Below are 15,358 nucleotides of genomic sequence, written 5' to 3'. Positions count from 1 at the left end.
GTCCATTCTTTTTTATCTAGATAACTTCCATATTAGATTTTCAGGTTTGTCCTTTTCGAGAAATGTTAAACGATAGATATGTTGATAATCATTATCGGCAAACTCCACTTTATGATCCTGCTTCCATTCGAGATTTCCAAAATCGCTGAATAGATCTTGTTCATCTGTATTCCCTACAGAGAATAGCTTCTCTTTATTGATAACTTCACCATTTCTTTTCTTGACCTCCATGTATACTTCGATACTCGCTACCTCATGATGACATAAGACGCTGCAGATGTACTTCCTGTTTGGGCTGCTCTTCTTTAATAGAGGATAGACATTTTCATAATCAAGCTTTTTTATGTTCTCATAAACCAATTCAAGAGAATACTTGTCCCAATTAAACTTATTAGCAGCGAGTTTCATTCCCTCGTGCACGATTTCTAGAACTCGTTCTTTCTTTTCTCTGTCGGATGTCAATGACAGAATATTTTCAACATCCACCTCTACAAATACAGGAAAATAATCAAAGATAATATGAGAAAACATATCAATTTGCTCTTTTTGTTCTAGATTGTCTACACAATAGATTTGTATCCCTTTATCATCCTTTGACTGTAGGTTTGGCAGAAGACGGCTATATAAAAATGTAATACATCTTGTTTCGTGAAAGAATGTCCAGTTCTGTTCTTTGTTTTTCGGAACGTAAAGCTGAATATCTCTTATGATAGGCATAAACAGTCTCCTCATGGCTTCTTTTCGGAAAGGGTGATCCAGTTTAAGAAATAGCATAGTTGGGTGTATCTCCGGAAGAATTCAACTAAACTGTCCCTTTTGTTCTATAAAGGTTCAACAAAATAGGCGGCTAATCCTTCCTGGATCAACGCACCCGTTAGCTTAATCATAGTTTTATTTTTGTCGCCATGCTCCTTCATAAGGGAAGCTTTTAATAAAGCAATATTTACTGGACATCTGCATAATAATCAAAACCACAGTTAACCCCACAACAAGATGCCATAATATGTTAGCAGGGGCTACAAACGTCAATACACTAAATAATATTGCTGTTGTTGAGCTGAATACAACTGCCCTAAATCTGTGCATTTATTTTGTAATAAATTATACAAAACCAATGGAACAGCTAATGAAAAAATCGGGATATATATGAATTCGAAAGATATTTTAATCAGGGATAAGCAAAGGACTGCTACTGTAAAACCTATAGATATAGCAGTTGTTCTCTCAATATAATTTTTATTCGAAAAACCGTTATATAGGAGAAAAAACATAACCGTTAGAATCGTACAAATCCCCGAAACAGATATAAATGAATATCCCATAATAATGAAAGCCGTTATCGTGAGACAAATTAAAGTGATAAATGGCAAAAGTAATATGATAGTTCACATTGAAAGAATGTTCCTTAATAACTTTTCTTCAATGTACTTTTTATATCGAAATAACTCATCAAACCACATACTACAACTCCTAATCCAAATAAAACAGTGAAAAACCAATTCTCTCCCCAACTTACAACTACACTATATAAACAAGCCAATGCAGTAATTGACGCTCCATATTTTGCTCGCAATCTTTGTATTTTTGAAGGTTTTATATCATTCAAATTAATACACTCCCATTTGGATCTTCTATCGACTATTTTAAATTTTGTCCATCTTAGTGAAAATTGCATTATAAGTTAATATTGTGTTGTCATAATTCTTATTCAACAAACCTGCCCCGTTAGTCATATAAGAAAACTGCCTGGTTGGGCTGCTGATTGTATCGGTAGAACCCTATAGTTGAAGAAGGCATAGACTTATTTTTTTCTAAATCACACTGAAAACGTTCACACCTGGATACTTTTTCTCTTTCATACGACACATCTTTTCTTGTAATAACTTTCTTTTTAGATACCTGAATTAGCATCTGATATGAATACAAAGCATAATTTCTTTTAGATTTGGTAGTTTATGTTTAAATGATTTTGGTATATGAATCTAAAACATCAATCCATGGATGTCCATTGGGAAACTGGATACTTAAAGACTTTTTTAACCAATGAAGTTTTTTATCACTTAATTTCGGTAATACATTATTTAAATCAATAACATCTTTTTCTCTAATGACTGAACTTCCACCTTTATAAAGAAGTTGTATTTCTGGTCTTAAAAAGGTACTCCGGAAGGGGACTCTAATCCGATATCATCTAACAACTTTCTTATTTCACTGTTTCGTTTATAAATCCAATGTTTATCCTCTGTATCAAGTATTATAACTTGGAAAGCCCATGTTGTTTCACCTTTTTCTTTGCCCAAATATTATCGAAATGAGAATCAAGCTGTTCTTCCTGATTCCATGGTATTAATTTACCTTTGTAAGCTTTAAACATTTCCCACTCATCGTGTAAATGTTCCTGTAAGATGATGTGATCACACCTTAGTATCAAAGTGTCGATATCTTTGTGCTCACGTGTAGTTCTTTCTAAAAATAAGTCTAAAGCCCATCCACCAGCAATCCACCATCGAATAGGAATTTTATTAAAAATCATTTGTATTTCGGTCACTGTTAGAGGTTTCCAAACTTCTTTATTATCACTCATTTTTCACCTCAAGAATGTATTTAGTTAGTGTTCTTCAACAAACCTGCCCCGTTGAACGAATAAGAAAAATCCGCCATTTAGCAGCTCCTTCTCAACACAGGCACTTTTATTGTGAATTTTAATTAATATATACCTATAAAGACCTTTATACTTCCAATCACTTTTTTCACTAATACCTCTGCTTTCCACCTGAGCCGATTCCGGGAAAGGTATAGAAGTTTGGCTTTTGATGCTGGAGTAACATCATTTCTATTTGCAGCATTGACTGAAAGGAAGCGTATACCAGGTTCCTTTTTTAGCCTATACAACTGCCTTACCCGCCACACCTTCTAATTTTTGCTTTCTATTCATAAGTTTTCAAAAACTAGTAAAAAATAAACGATATGCAGAATATAATGGTGATTTACTTATGAGAAAAGGGTTGAAAAAAACGGATTAAAGAGGAATTAGGTATGGGAAAAATCCTTTATTAAATCAAAAGACTTTAAGTGAATTTTTAACTACACCGTAAAAATGTGCGCTTTGGGCTTACTTTCATAGCCACTTTAATTGATGAAAATGTGATCCGGATGGTATTCTCCCAGATCTTCTGGAAGATGAATTCCGGGAAATCGAGGAAAAGAATATTAAACAGCTTGTACCTGTTGCAGATGTCCATTCATAAATCGAACAAAAAATTTTAAATGGCTACGTCATTCTGACGAATTAAGCTTCTATATCCGGATATGAAAGATGTGATTTTAAGGCTTCCACTTCAAATACAATCTAAGTTGCCGCTCTTATTGTGAACTAAAATATCCTATCCGCTTTAGCAAGATAGAAGTACAAGAGAAGAGGAGATTAATGTATAACGCAATTTTATTACAGCAGCCAGTTACCAATCATGAAAACGGAAGTGAACCAGATGCAGGAGCAGCCAATACCAGATAGGTTGAAGATATCCCCATTTTTAGTGTTTTATTTAATTATGTCCATGCAAATTGGCATTGGGGTTCTTAGCTATCAGAGGGTTATTGCAAAGGATGCAGGCTATGATGCTTGGATTTCCATTCTGTTTGCCGGGGGATGCATACATGTCATCCTTTGGATGATTTATAAAATCGCCGAAACGGTTGATGGAGATTTTGTGACAGCCCATAAGTACCTTACAGGCAATTTGATCGGCAAAACAATCAGCTCCATTTTCATAGGCTACTTTTTTATATGTCTTAGCTATAACACGAACATTCATCGAGGTCATTCAAGTGTGGATGTTTCCGGAGCTTAGCACTTTCTGGTTCTCCCTTGGATTCATGATTCTTTGTACTTATATCATTTTTGGAGGGTTCAGAACGGTAGTCGGTATAGCCTTATTTGGCCTATTATTGCCGGCTTATCTCCTTCTGACATTTGGCTGGGCCATTGAATTCTCGAATTTCTATAATCTCCTTCCTATTTGGGATCATTCAGTTATGCAACTTCTCAACGGTTCCTATAATATGTCGCTTACCTTCATCGGTTTTGAGATTATTTTGTTCATTTATCCTTTTATAAAAGAACCAAAGAAATCCAAAAAATGGGCCCACCTCGCTGTTTTAACCACCACCCTAATATATACTATTTTAGCAGTCATTACATTTGCCTATTATTCGGAAGATCTGCTTGCAAAACAGATCTGGCCCACTTTGACCATGTGGAAAATTGTTGAAATGCCTTTTGTGGAACGTTTCGAATATATTGGAATTGCAAACTGGAACTTAATTATGCTTCCGAATGTGTGTATTGCCATTTGGATTTCTTCTAGACTTATCAAGAGAATTTTTAATATTAGACAAAAAATCGGAGTGTTTTTTGTTGTCAGTGCTTTTTTATCAGTGATCAACTTTATTAATACACGCGAAAAGATTAGTATGGTTAATGACTTTTTTGGGCTAATAGGGTTTGGCTTTACATTCATTTATATTCCCTTGCTCTTTGTCGCCATCATGATTGCCAAGAGCGTAAAAAAGAAAGTGAAAAAGAAATGAAAAGGCTTATCTTAATGTGTATGGTTCGGTTACTTGCCTTTAATGCTACTTTATCAGTGGACATTGAATAGCAGACTCCCTGAAATTTTTGAACTTTTTCCCTTTTGTTATTCATCAAACAATCATAGAACTATTGCGGCAAAGAAAACCAACCTAATAAAGAGACATAAAGTAACTTATCTTCTTCCACTAACCTGCCCCTTTTGTGGAAGAAGATAAGCTGCCTGAGATGGCAGCTAGTTCTTAAAGATAAGCTTCCGTTAGTGGCAGAAACTAAATATTTATTTATGCTTTTCCCTAAAAGCCTTCTTAACTCTTTCAATTTGGTCGAGATGTCCACGTATATGGCCGACTCGGAATTCCAACAAATCTTTGAAAGTCAATCGCGCACCATCTGGATACACTGCAATTCTCTCAAGTTGTTCAGTTGTCAAATTATGAAGAATAGGAAGCATACTGGAACGCAGCATTTTAAAAAGTAAAAGGTATTGTTCACGATCTAATTGTTCATAAACCAATGAGCTCGCCCAAGCATCTTGGTCAGGTGCTGGTAAAAGTGGTTCGGGCTCTGACAAAACTTTTTTCATTCTATGTGTAGCCACCAATTCAGAATCTGTTATATGAATAATTATCTGATGTATACTCCATTTATCCTTTCCTGGGTTGTACCTAATCTCTTCCTCAGATAACTCACTTATGGATTCCATTAACATCGTAAACCCTCGACTGTACTCCTCAATTAACGCCTGCATCTTTTGTTCCTCCTTTTCATAATATTTTCAATCTCTTTTATTTCAAGATAAGAATTAATATTACCTGCTTTATACTGGGTTTCTTCTTCCCAATAAAAGAAGAAAAAACGTCTCATTACTCGTTTTTCTTAGATTTTATGGTTATCTGCCAAAGCCCCCATTAGTGCAATAAGGAAACTAAGGTTCAATAATAAAGGTTTGCCTATTAATATTTTTTAATATTCCAAAGGGTAACGTTCTTTTGGTTATTAAATTGGGAAAAAAGTTAATTCATAATGGCGGTATTGGACTGTTAAAAATGCATTGAGGAATTGGTGTAAAAATGAATAATGTTTAGGGCTAAATAACATCCTAAAAAGATGGAAAAGGTTTAGGCAATATTAAGGAGGACAGGGTTAGAATGACAAATACAAATAAGGATGAAAAAGTATTGACAGAACATAAAATTCCGCTGACTGCTTCAGAAATGGGTTTTCTTTGGACGCAATATTTAAACGATAGCCTAGCTGTTTGTGTAATGAAGTATTTTAAAAGCATATGTGAAGATAAAGAAATCCTTCCCTTAATTGAAAATTCATTAAGTATAGCAGAAAATGACATCAAAATTATCACAGAGATTTTTACTAAAGAAAATCATCCGATACCGATCGGATTTACGGATGAAGATGTTAATGTGAATGCACCAAGGTTATTTTCCGACACATTTATCCTTATGTATATACAAAAGTTGGAGATCATTGCAATGGCAAGTATTGGAGTAGCAATTGGTGTGTCAGCACGTTCTGATGTAAGTAACTTTTTTAGAAATTTACTTATTTCCGTTTCTGAATTGCACGATAAGGCAAGAAAAGTCATGTTATCGAAAGGTGTATATGTCCGATCAGCGCAAATACCTAGTCCTGATAAGGTTGATTTTATAGACAAGCAAGGTTTTCTTTTTGATTTTCTAGGTTCTCATAAACGGCCATTAACTGCTATTGAAATCACGCATCTATTTATCAATATTCAAACAAATGCAATGGGTAAAGCACTGATGATGGCATTTGCACAAGTTTGTAAGAATGAAGATATTAGGCAATTCTTTGTAGAAGGTAAGGGGATTTCTAATAAGCATATTAAGAAATTTGGTTCAACTTTAACTAATGAAGATATTCCCGCACCAATGAGTTGGGATTCTCACGTAACGGATAGTACGGTATCCCCATTTTCCGATAAGTTAATGATGTTTCATACAACTACATTAATTGCTGTAGGAATAGGAAATTACGGTACTGCCGCAGGAACTTGCCAGCGAATGGACTTAAGTGCTACATATACAAGACTTTCTGCAGAAATTGCTTTATTTGCGGAAGATGGGGCGAACATAATGATTAAACATGCATTTCTAGAAGAACCACCAAAGGCGATCGACCATAAAGCACTTTTCAAAAAAAGAAGTAGCGTCCTGTACGAACGGGTACAAAAAAGGAACATAAACGAAGAAACTTAATAACATAATTTAGAATTTCAAACCCTAGCTTCTTAAAAAGATAGGGTTTTTACTTGTTTGAATATCATGAAAGTAAATCAAGATAACAGCATTAACAATATGTCAACTTTATAAAACTATCTCTACTGTACAATACACTAGAGAACAGATATATGATTTTTTATGTACTTTTCTGAGCCATCGAGGTTTTACAAGCACCATTTATAACTTCATATTATGATCACTGTTACTTCGATAAAAAAAGACGCCTTCTTACTTAAAAAAGCGCAAAATCTTTAATTGCTATGTCTTTATGAACTAATCCCCCGGTAGCTGAAGAAGGATTTTTTCCTATTATAATTAATTCTTTTATGGATATATTAGCTGCAGGAAATGTAGCCTTTTTACCCGAAAACTAATTGTTGGGAAGCTGGATGCCGCTCCAGCGGCTTACATTGCATTGGCCATATTCATTATCGCCCACAGCGACCACCGTGCCATCTGATTTAAGACCGACGGTATGCGCACAACCCGCCGCAATCGCAACAATATCTCGCCAGTCACTTACATTACATTGGCCATAAGCATTCCATCCCACAGCCACCACAGTTCCGTTTGATTTAAGACCAACTGTATGATTACTACCCGCGGCAATCGCTGCAATACCCCGCCAGAGGCTTACATCGCATTGGCCTAACTTATTTTGACCCACAGCAACCACCGCACCATCCGATTTTAGTCCAACAGTATGAAGATACCCCGCCTTAACCGCCACAATATTGCCCCAATCGTTTACATTGCATTGGCTAAACCGATTATTTCCCACTGCTGTAACCGTGCCGTCCAATTTAAGACCGATTGTATGCCAGTCACCCGCCGCGATTGCCACAATATCATGCCAGTCGTTTACATTGCATTCACCATCATTATTTCGTCCCACTGCAACCACCGTGCCATCCGATTTAAGCCCAATAGTTCGTCGCCATCCCGTAGCAACCGCTACAATATTGCACCAGTCGTATACATTGCATTGGCCATGCTTATTCCAACCCACAGCCTCCACAGTACTGTTAGATTTAAGACCGATTGTATGAGCATTACCCGTGTTCGTTGCCATATGAACATTACCCGCCGCGATCGCCACCATATCGTGCCAGCCGCTTACATCACATTGGCCATATTTATTGTCACCAACAGCCGTCACAGTACCGCCAGATTTAATACCAACAGTATGACGACGCCCCGCCGCTATGGTATCTTTAGACAAGCGCTTCATTCGATGAAATGTCATCCATGTATTACCTCCTTGAAAACAAGACCTAATTTTATTTTAGTATATTTTCGCCTGTTATACATACCTGCTTGCCCCGTTTTAAAAAAAGGATAAAGCAATCTTAGACATAGGAACCCGTTAGTGAATTAAATTTATACCAGGTTCCCATTTTATTTGCAACTATATAGATAGAAGGTATTTATTCTAGGCAAATCTGAGAATTTTTGTATTTAGTTCTAATCATTTGAATAGCGTTCTGATAGCTTCTTTTTATGTGACTGAAATACTTCCTCGAGAGAGATATCGTATTTGTTTGCAATAACAATTAAATTACCTAATACATCCCCTAATTCTTCAGTTAATTCTTGTTTGTTTTCCTTAAAAGATCCCTTAACTTCATCAGGTCTATCCCTGCCTATTTCAAGAGCTCTTATAGCTCGTGCAACTTCCCCTGTTTCTTCTGCTAGAAAGCCAATGCGGATAAAAATGTCTAATTCGGACCATCCCCTGCTTTCGTAATAATCCTTTACCCATTGTTGAAATTCAGTGACATTCATTTAATCTAACCTCCAATTCAATATTAAGTTTAACAAAAAAAGAAAAGTTTTATATAATCTTTAACGGTGTCTATTTTTAGGAGGCGATATAATGAAAAAGCTAGCTGTATTTTGCGGATCAAGTAAGGGAGCATCTGATGTTTACATAGATGGTGCAAAAAAACTTGGTAAAGAACTGGCTAAACGAAATATTGCACTTGTATATGGTGGAGCTAGTGTTGGTGTTATGGGGGCTGTTGCAGATTCGGTTTTAGAAGAAGGAGGACACGTAATCGGTGTTATGCCTAGTTTTCTAGAGAACAGAGAGATATCCCATAAAAACTTGTCAGAGCTAATTATCGTAGATTCTATGCATGAGAGAAAAGCTAAAATGGCCGATCTTGCAGATGGATTTATTGCTTTACCGGGTGGGCCAGGGACCTTAGAAGAGTTCTTTGAGATTTTTACTTGGGCTCAATTAGGACTTCATGAAAAACCATGTGGACTTTTAAACATTAATCATTATTATGACCCTCTTATCGCTTTATTTAATCATATGTCAGAAGAACAATTTTTACACAAAAAGTACCGCAATATGGCATTAGTTGATAGCGAGCCAAAAGGGATACTTGATAAATTCAATTCATATGAACCACCAACTGTAAAAACTTACATTACTGAAAAACAAACCTAATATTAAAAAACAGACCAAGCCATCTTCCTTGGTCTGTTTCCCTATTCAAAATGTAAAACTGAATATTGCTTTTTTACCTAAACTGCCTAGTTAATACAACAAGAAATTAAATGTCAATCTTACCAGTGATCCAACCTTCAATAAAATGTTTTAATGAAGCCGCAACCCAGGTTCGACTATCATTCTCGTGATTCCAAACATAAATATCGTTTTTTTCAATGTTCCCATTTTTTAAGATTGCATAACAAAATAAATCGCCATTACCTGCATCTGAAAAAAAGAAAAGATTATCAAATGGCATATTAATATCTCTATAACCTTCAAAATTTCTATAAAATAAATTGTCTTTAATAATTTGGTGAGTTGACCAAATTATTAAAGACAATTCCAGTTGTCGAATACTCCGTTTGTTTCATTAAATAAGGCAGCTAATTCTTCTGGTAATTCAACATTTAATTCTTTTTGAATTTGAGTTATCTCAAACCTTGATGCAGGGTCTTTAAAATGATGTTCCTTGGATATAGAATTGACAAATTCTTTCCACATTTCATTCCCTCCTATTTCTTGATGAATAAGTTTTATATTTATTTTCCTTATATGAAAATCCTTTTTTCACTAACTATCCCGTTTGTTCAAAAGAAAAGGCACCCTGTTGCATTAAGGAGCTACTAATTCAACTTTAATCCTATCAGGGTCTTCAAAATATACTGCGTAATGATTATATCCTCCTGCAAATGGATGTTTGTTTTTATAAAGTACCTTTATCCCTTTTGATTCCAGAATTTTCGTTATTTCATCAACGTGAACACGTGATTCAGCAAAAAATGCTAGATGATTTAGCCCTACTCGGCATCTATGATATTGAATATCAAGGAAACGTTCCTCTGCCTGCACAAACACAATATAGGTTTCACCTAGTCTCCAGCTTTGCCCTCCATCCCATTTTTGAAAAGAACTATACCCTAATTCCTGAAGAAACCATCCCCAAAATTCCACCGATTTTTCCAAATTTGATACGTACAACTCGATATGGTGAAGCAATCCTTTTGGCAAATTATTCCCCCTTTGTTTATATCAATCAAAAAATCTCACAAAAATAAGCTACCGTGATGGCAGTTGATCAATAAAATTCAAATTAAGATACTTATCTTATATTTCAACGTCTTTTTCATATATCCTTTTTCAACAAACCTGCCCTGTTAGTCGAAATAGAAAAATGCTTTGTTACTTATAGAAGCAAAACAATCACTAGTAAATTAGTTAGTAACCTTATTTGCCTTGATCAGGTTTAATACTTGAAAATTAATTATTAAGGCAGTCGATATGCATAATAAACCACAAATTATGAAAATAGAAAACAGTATATGACCACCTACTGTTGGAGAATAAGAAGTAAAATAACTAATTAAAAATAATCCTCCACCTAAAAAGGTTAGATAAAAGACTAACCATTTTCTTTTCTGCTTTAAGGTATTGTACCCAATAAGAATTAACAAATATAAACTACTCAGTATCATAATTATGGGGAAAGTGGGTTGGAATTTAGATGCATAGACAAAGTAATCCAGCTGTGATATGTCACTAGGATTATTAACTACTCCATACAATAACTGTGTAAAAGGTGTAGAATACCTCCATTCCCAAGGGTTATCCAAAATAGCACTCCCTTCATACCAAGCAACAGCCGCAGAAAACAATAGTAACGCAATGGAAACACTAAATTGAATTACAAACCGAATCATAATTAAATAGCCTCCAATATAATATTTAACCTGTTACTTAAATATTAACACATTACTATATATGGATTAATATCCCATTTCCCTTTTGCTAAATAAGAAAAAGCCGCCGATTGGCAGCAGACTCTTAAAGCAAAACACCCGTTTTTTGTACAATTTCAATTCCTTTTCCACCATCAACGATGCGATGGCCAAGAACCTTGCATCTTCCTAATTTGAATAATTTGTCCCGTATGGTATGCATCATGAAGCATTATGTCTAATAGCTTCTCTTCAAGAGAATTTTGTTCAAGCGCTTCAGTAGTTGTTTTACTTAAAGCTTCTCTTAATTTGCGATGAACCATTTCCGCGCGTTCAACGACTCCCATCCATTCTTTGTCATCATTTGATTGTTTAGTTAAGTAGAATGTTTCGTCACCATCGAAAATTTGCGGCAATTCACGGCCTTCTAAATTTGCTGCAAGTCTTTCTTTATAGTAAATAAGATGATTAACATTTTCCCATACTGATTTTGTTGAGTCTCCTGTTGGTCTCCACCTAGCTTGTTCTGCGGTGAGTCCTTCTATTGCATGTTTGAAAGGCATATACCAACTCTCTTTAGCGTACGTAGTATCGAGCATTCTTAATAGCAGGTCAGTTCGGTTCATTAACATCTTCTCCTTTAAAATTAGGTATCCAATAAGGAGTATTTCACCAAAAAAGTAAGAAACTCCTTCCTAACAAACCTGCCCCTTTTGTTTAAAATGAAAAAAGCTGCCAGATTAGCAGCTGGATCTAAAAGTAACGCACATGATAGTATAAGAAGAAGACTTTAATATTTATCTGATTTGCTCCGCCAACTCTAAAATAATCCCCTCTGGACCACGAACGTAGCATAACTTATAACTTTCTTCATATTGTTGTATCTCACTAAAGATTTTCGTGCCCTTCGTTTTCAATTTTTCAACAATAGCTTCAATGTCTTCAACAGCAAAGCAAATATGTCGGATACCCAGCGTATTTGCAAAAGGCTGCTGAATACCTTTTTCATCTGACGGCGTATAAAATTTAACTAGCTCTATCCATGCCTGACCATCTGGCATCCCCAATCCTACACAGGCCGTTTTAACATCATGAAGCCCAACTATTCTATCCAACTGTTCTCCATCCAATTCCCATTCCGCTTGCACTTCAAGTCCTAAATCAAGAAAAAACGCTTTAGCCTCTGAAAGATCGTTGACGTTTATACTCACATGATCTATTCTTTTGATCTTCATTTCTCCTACCTCCTATATGTTATTTTCAATACCTGTATTCGTGTAAGGTTTGTTTCAAATTCTAATTCGTTTAAAAAAGAAAATATCCTTCTTCAACAAACCTGCCCCGTTTATAGAATAAGAAAAAAGAGTGCTGCCTATTTTAGATTGCACCTTAGTTGCTTTGACACCCGAGTAAAGTTCGTTGACAATTGATATTGTTAATCTTATACTTCTATATGACTTGAATAATAAAACCTATTTAGGACGTGGATTTTTCTAGAGCCAGCTCTATTTTCGCCACACAACTGTCAGCTGACAATTGTGTGGCTTTTTTATGTGAAGAAAGGGGTAGAATAAATGAAAACTTGGCAATATGCACTAATGGTTTTTTTAGGTGGATGCTGCTATGGGGTGTTGTCTACATTTGTCAAGCTTGCTTATTCAGCAGGTTATTCGGTGACAGAGGTAACTGGTGGCCAATATTTATTTGGGGCTTTACTTACCTGGGTCCTAGTTATGTTTACAAAAAAGCAAAAAATAACTTTAAATCAAACTTTCAAACTACCATTATCTGGTATTCCATTTGGTTTGACAGGTGTGTTTTATTATCAAGCGCTGCAGACCCTAAATGCTTCACTAGCAATCATTTTTTTATTTCAATTTGTATGGATTGGTACGCTTTTCGAGTGGGTCTTTAATAAGAAAAAACCAACGAAAGGGAAAATCACCTCAATTGGTATTCTTATTATTGGCTCAATTCTAGCTGCCGGCTTAATTGCAAAAAGTGATGTTGCTCTATCTTTTCATGGGTCTGCTTGGGGGCTACTCTCGGCTTTAACGTTTACAACTTTTATATTTCTCAGCAGTTCTGTCGGTAAAGATACTCCACCTGTCCTGAAAAGTGCTTTCTTATCTACCGGTGGATTAATTGTCGTACTTTTAGTATATCCACCAGTGTTTCTATTTGATTTACCTGTCTTAATGGGGGTAGCGCCGTATGGTTTATTACTCGGCTTGTTTGGTGTTGCTTTACCACCACTTTTATTTTCAATTGGAATGCCCCATATCGGACCAGGGCTTGGGACGATCTTAACTGCTTCTGAGCTTCCAGTAGCTGTAACGTTATCTGCACTTATCTTAGCTGAATTTGTAAGTTTTTCACAATGGCTAGGGGTTCTCATCATATTAATTGGGATTGTGGCCGGCAATTTAAAACTTAAAGATAAAATAGAATCCGTGTCTATACACACTAAATCCGTTTCGTGATGGGATAGTACCAGCAAGAAGTCTTGCTGGTACTGTCCTTTGTTTTTATCTATAAGAAAACCCTATGCTAGGCCTAGGGTTCTAAAAAGCTACCAGCTCATATTTAGCAACACTCTTCCACTGAGAAACGATCTCTTCTCTTCAAGTAAGGAATTGAAAATATCTGTTTTCCCTTCTAATTAAACTATATCAGCTACCTTGGTTGTTGAAGATCATTGCAACACTTTTATTGAACAAAAGCACCCGTTCGTATTATAAGGTCAGCCAGATATTTCTGGTTGACCATTTTTTATATGGTTTTATCATAACGGCAGCCGGGGCAGAACGGATGCACCTGGCATCTAGTAGTTGTTTAGTTATAATCAGAATGCACTAACAATTATATTGTCTTCTCTAAACCTATAATAAAGAGACAAAAAGTTTCCGGAAACGGTATTCCATATGAAGTTTACTTAAAAAAGGACAGACTAATCCCGTTGCACGTAAATCTCCCAATTGTAAAAATGACTTTACTTCTTCTGCTATACTTCTGAAAACAGTTTCCATTACTTTTTGCCTCCTTTCTCAATGATTAATTTTATTTATTTTAGTACATCTTGTTAAAAAAGCAATCACAACAGGACTGATTGGGAGTGGTGACAGTTTCTCTGGAACTATCCCTTTTTATAGTTATCCTAATTCATAATGCTCTACCCAGCCTTCAACTCTTGCCCGCGCGGATTATAACGCCATCATACTGTATGCTTTTTTCTTTTTTTGCAACCAGGAATTTAGCAATTCTTGCTCTTTTTCACGCGATATCCCTGTTTTTCGTTTTGAATCTTGTCTCGCTTTCTCCCATTGATACACGTCATGTATTGTTTCTTCAAGGGGACTGAAGGAAAGCCCGGAGTCTAAAGCTTTTTTTACACTGATGCACATTTTCCACGGTTGAGTTTCTCCTTCTAAAGGGAAACTCTCAGGGATCCATAACGGCATTTCAGTCCATGGCTGTATTTGATGATCCAATAAAAACTGTTCATCTACCCAGACAAATTGACCATCACTGTTTGTAATAGCTTTACACGTGTTTAAAAGCTCTTCCATCGTCAATTCATAATCCGGACCTGTAACATTGAACGTTCCAGCCTTTCTTTTTTCATCATATCGAACGCCCATGTTGCTATATCTTTCACGTCGATCAGTTGAATTGGACGATCAGGCCTTCCTGGTACCACTATGTTTCCGCCTTCCGCTACACGTTGAACCCAGTATGGGAGGCGATCCGTATAGTCAAAGGGACCGACAAGCTGACCTGCCCTGATATGCAACACGCGCCCTGGCCAATATTTCTCTGCTTCTGCTTCACATAAAACTTTCAACGTACCGTAATGCTCATAAGGAGAAATTTTCCCTTCCTCAACGTCTTTCAATACGTTTTTCAATCGATCCGGTGGCATAGACTGTAAATGATATTCTTCCGCGATATTGAGAGGAATCCAATCTTTATAAACAGAGATACTTGAAATGTATGTGTAATGTTCGATGCAATTCCCGAGGACAGCTGCGACTTTGTTAATTTGGTGGGGAGCGAATCCACATGTGTCCACTACGACATCCCATTTCCTGTTTTCGAGCTGTGATACATCTCCGTCTCTATCACCGATGAGCTGTTCCACTTCGGAAAACGCCTCTTTATAGTTCCCGCGATTAAATAACGTGATTTCATAGCCTCTTTTCAATCCTTCTTCAACCATCGCTTTTCCTAAAAAACGAGTACCACCCAATATAAGAACCTTCATAATCCCCCACTCCTTTAATAG

The 15,358-nt window shown here is 36.1% G+C and carries 16 protein-coding genes and 2 pseudogenes; 5 read left to right on the top strand and 13 right to left on the bottom strand.

The genetic code is table 11. From position 1 onward, the window contains the following. Positions 1-12: 12 nt before the first annotated feature. From M5V91_RS05565 to M5V91_RS05555, 3 genes are all read right to left on the bottom strand, one after another. Positions 13-717 carry a hypothetical protein gene (locus tag M5V91_RS05565; RefSeq protein ID WP_009333993.1) on the bottom strand — a complete coding sequence of 235 codons (705 nt, stop codon included), beginning with the start codon at positions 715-717 and terminating at the stop codon, positions 13-15. A gap of 688 nt (positions 718-1,405) precedes the next feature. Continuing rightward, positions 1,406-1,606 (bottom strand): hypothetical protein, encoded by a 201-nt coding sequence (locus M5V91_RS05560; protein ID WP_034296860.1) that lies wholly within the window; start codon positions 1,604-1,606, stop codon positions 1,406-1,408. A 648-nt stretch (positions 1,607-2,254) separates the two neighbouring features. Next, positions 2,255-2,584: a nucleotidyltransferase domain-containing protein gene (locus M5V91_RS05555; RefSeq protein WP_284521858.1), complete on the bottom strand. Its 330-nt coding sequence runs from the start codon at positions 2,582-2,584 to the stop codon at positions 2,255-2,257. Between the two features lie 883 nt (positions 2,585-3,467). Between M5V91_RS05555 and M5V91_RS05550 the strand changes: the two genes are divergently transcribed. Continuing rightward, positions 3,468-3,851, top strand: a complete 384-nt coding sequence (locus M5V91_RS05550; protein ID WP_284521857.1) for a GerAB/ArcD/ProY family transporter — start codon at positions 3,468-3,470, stop codon at positions 3,849-3,851. Next, a complete protein-coding gene (locus M5V91_RS05545; protein WP_284522249.1) occupies positions 3,835-4,590 on the top strand; it encodes a GerAB/ArcD/ProY family transporter in 756 nt (251 codons plus the stop codon). The genes M5V91_RS05550 and M5V91_RS05545 overlap by 17 nt, the downstream gene beginning before the upstream one ends. 281 nt (positions 4,591-4,871) lie before the next feature. Here M5V91_RS05545 and M5V91_RS05540 read toward each other — a convergent pair whose 3' ends face one another. After that, positions 4,872-5,342, bottom strand: coding sequence for a DinB family protein (locus tag M5V91_RS05540; RefSeq protein WP_009333990.1), 471 nt, complete (start codon positions 5,340-5,342; stop codon positions 4,872-4,874). A gap of 400 nt (positions 5,343-5,742) precedes the next feature. Between M5V91_RS05540 and M5V91_RS05535 the strand changes: the two genes are divergently transcribed. Beyond that, the gene (locus M5V91_RS05535; protein ID WP_284521856.1) at positions 5,743-6,831 is read left to right on the top strand and encodes a DUF3231 family protein; all 1,089 of its coding nucleotides are present in this window, start codon (positions 5,743-5,745) and stop codon (positions 6,829-6,831) included. 394 nt (positions 6,832-7,225) lie between these two features. On the opposite strand, the gene M5V91_RS05530 is transcribed toward M5V91_RS05535, so the two are convergent. Together M5V91_RS05530 and M5V91_RS05525 are read right to left on the bottom strand one after the other, a co-directional pair. Continuing rightward, entirely contained in the window at positions 7,226-8,101 is an 876-nt protein-coding gene (locus M5V91_RS05530; RefSeq protein WP_284521855.1) for an RCC1 domain-containing protein, read from the bottom strand. Positions 8,102-8,319: 218 nt separating this feature from the next. Beyond that, positions 8,320-8,640, bottom strand: coding sequence for a MazG nucleotide pyrophosphohydrolase domain-containing protein (locus M5V91_RS05525; RefSeq protein WP_071157118.1), 321 nt, complete (start codon positions 8,638-8,640; stop codon positions 8,320-8,322). Between the two features lie 91 nt (positions 8,641-8,731). On the opposite strand from M5V91_RS05525, the gene M5V91_RS05520 reads away from it, so the two are divergent. After that, the gene (locus M5V91_RS05520) at positions 8,732-9,313 is read left to right on the top strand and encodes an LOG family protein (RefSeq protein ID WP_217027061.1); all 582 of its coding nucleotides are present in this window, start codon (positions 8,732-8,734) and stop codon (positions 9,311-9,313) included. A gap of 106 nt (positions 9,314-9,419) precedes the next feature. On the opposite strand, the pseudogene M5V91_RS30900 reads toward M5V91_RS05520, so the two are convergent. The 5 genes and pseudogenes from M5V91_RS30900 to M5V91_RS05490 form a co-directional block, all read right to left on the bottom strand. Further along, positions 9,420-9,859: pseudogene (locus M5V91_RS30900) on the bottom strand (SMI1/KNR4 family protein). Between the two features lie 111 nt (positions 9,860-9,970). Next, on the bottom strand, positions 9,971-10,366 hold the full coding sequence (locus M5V91_RS05505; protein WP_071157120.1) for a VOC family protein: 396 nt from the start codon (positions 10,364-10,366) through the stop codon (positions 9,971-9,973). A gap of 203 nt (positions 10,367-10,569) precedes the next feature. Then, the gene (locus M5V91_RS05500) at positions 10,570-11,055 is read right to left on the bottom strand and encodes a YjdJ family protein (RefSeq protein ID WP_009333981.1); all 486 of its coding nucleotides are present in this window, start codon (positions 11,053-11,055) and stop codon (positions 10,570-10,572) included. 173 nt (positions 11,056-11,228) lie between these two features. Continuing rightward, positions 11,229-11,699 (bottom strand): DinB family protein, encoded by a 471-nt coding sequence (locus M5V91_RS05495; protein WP_192908754.1) that lies wholly within the window; start codon positions 11,697-11,699, stop codon positions 11,229-11,231. Between the two features lie 171 nt (positions 11,700-11,870). Then, positions 11,871-12,308, bottom strand: coding sequence for a VOC family protein (locus tag M5V91_RS05490; RefSeq protein ID WP_009333979.1), 438 nt, complete (start codon positions 12,306-12,308; stop codon positions 11,871-11,873). 339 nt (positions 12,309-12,647) lie between these two features. Between M5V91_RS05490 and M5V91_RS05485 the strand changes: the two genes are divergently transcribed. Continuing rightward, a complete protein-coding gene (locus M5V91_RS05485) occupies positions 12,648-13,556 on the top strand; it encodes an EamA family transporter (RefSeq protein ID WP_284521854.1) in 909 nt (302 codons plus the stop codon). Between the two features lie 399 nt (positions 13,557-13,955). Here M5V91_RS05485 and M5V91_RS05480 read toward each other — a convergent pair whose 3' ends face one another. Together M5V91_RS05480 and M5V91_RS05475 are read right to left on the bottom strand one after the other, a co-directional pair. Then, on the bottom strand, positions 13,956-14,102 hold the full coding sequence (locus M5V91_RS05480) for a hypothetical protein (RefSeq protein ID WP_198286701.1): 147 nt from the start codon (positions 14,100-14,102) through the stop codon (positions 13,956-13,958). Between the two features lie 174 nt (positions 14,103-14,276). Then, positions 14,277-15,337, bottom strand: a pseudogene (locus M5V91_RS05475) (SDR family oxidoreductase). Between the last annotated feature and the right edge of the window lie 21 nt (positions 15,338-15,358).

This window comes from Cytobacillus pseudoceanisediminis (assembly GCF_023516215.1).
GTDB lineage: Bacteria > Bacillota > Bacilli > Bacillales > Cytobacillaceae > Cytobacillus > Cytobacillus pseudoceanisediminis.
This window is presented reverse-complemented; position numbering and strand designations above follow the sequence as displayed.

Coding starts and splice junctions, on each gene's coding strand:
- M5V91_RS05565 (WP_009333993.1), bottom strand. CDS start 717: ATGCCTATCATAAGAGATATTCAGCTTTACGTTCCGAAAAACAAAGAA.
- M5V91_RS05555 (WP_284521858.1), bottom strand. CDS start 2,584: ATGAGTGATAATAAAGAAGTTTGGAAACCTCTAACAGTGACCGAAATA.
- M5V91_RS05550 (WP_284521857.1), top strand. CDS start 3,468: ATGAAAACGGAAGTGAACCAGATGCAGGAGCAGCCAATACCAGATAGG.
- M5V91_RS05545 (WP_284522249.1), top strand. CDS start 3,835: ATGTTTCCGGAGCTTAGCACTTTCTGGTTCTCCCTTGGATTCATGATT.
- M5V91_RS05540 (WP_009333990.1), bottom strand. CDS start 5,342: ATGCAGGCGTTAATTGAGGAGTACAGTCGAGGGTTTACGATGTTAATG.
- M5V91_RS05535 (WP_284521856.1), top strand. CDS start 5,743: ATGACAAATACAAATAAGGATGAAAAAGTATTGACAGAACATAAAATT.
- M5V91_RS05530 (WP_284521855.1), bottom strand. CDS start 8,101: ATGACATTTCATCGAATGAAGCGCTTGTCTAAAGATACCATAGCGGCG.
- M5V91_RS05525 (WP_071157118.1), bottom strand. CDS start 8,640: ATGAATGTCACTGAATTTCAACAATGGGTAAAGGATTATTACGAAAGC.
- M5V91_RS05520 (WP_217027061.1), top strand. CDS start 8,732: ATGAAAAAGCTAGCTGTATTTTGCGGATCAAGTAAGGGAGCATCTGAT.
- M5V91_RS05500 (WP_009333981.1), bottom strand. CDS start 11,055: ATGATTCGGTTTGTAATTCAATTTAGTGTTTCCATTGCGTTACTATTG.
- M5V91_RS05495 (WP_192908754.1), bottom strand. CDS start 11,699: ATGAACCGAACTGACCTGCTATTAAGAATGCTCGATACTACGTACGCT.
- M5V91_RS05490 (WP_009333979.1), bottom strand. CDS start 12,308: ATGAAGATCAAAAGAATAGATCATGTGAGTATAAACGTCAACGATCTT.
- M5V91_RS05485 (WP_284521854.1), top strand. CDS start 12,648: ATGAAAACTTGGCAATATGCACTAATGGTTTTTTTAGGTGGATGCTGC.
- M5V91_RS05480 (WP_198286701.1), bottom strand. CDS start 14,102: ATGGAAACTGTTTTCAGAAGTATAGCAGAAGAAGTAAAGTCATTTTTA.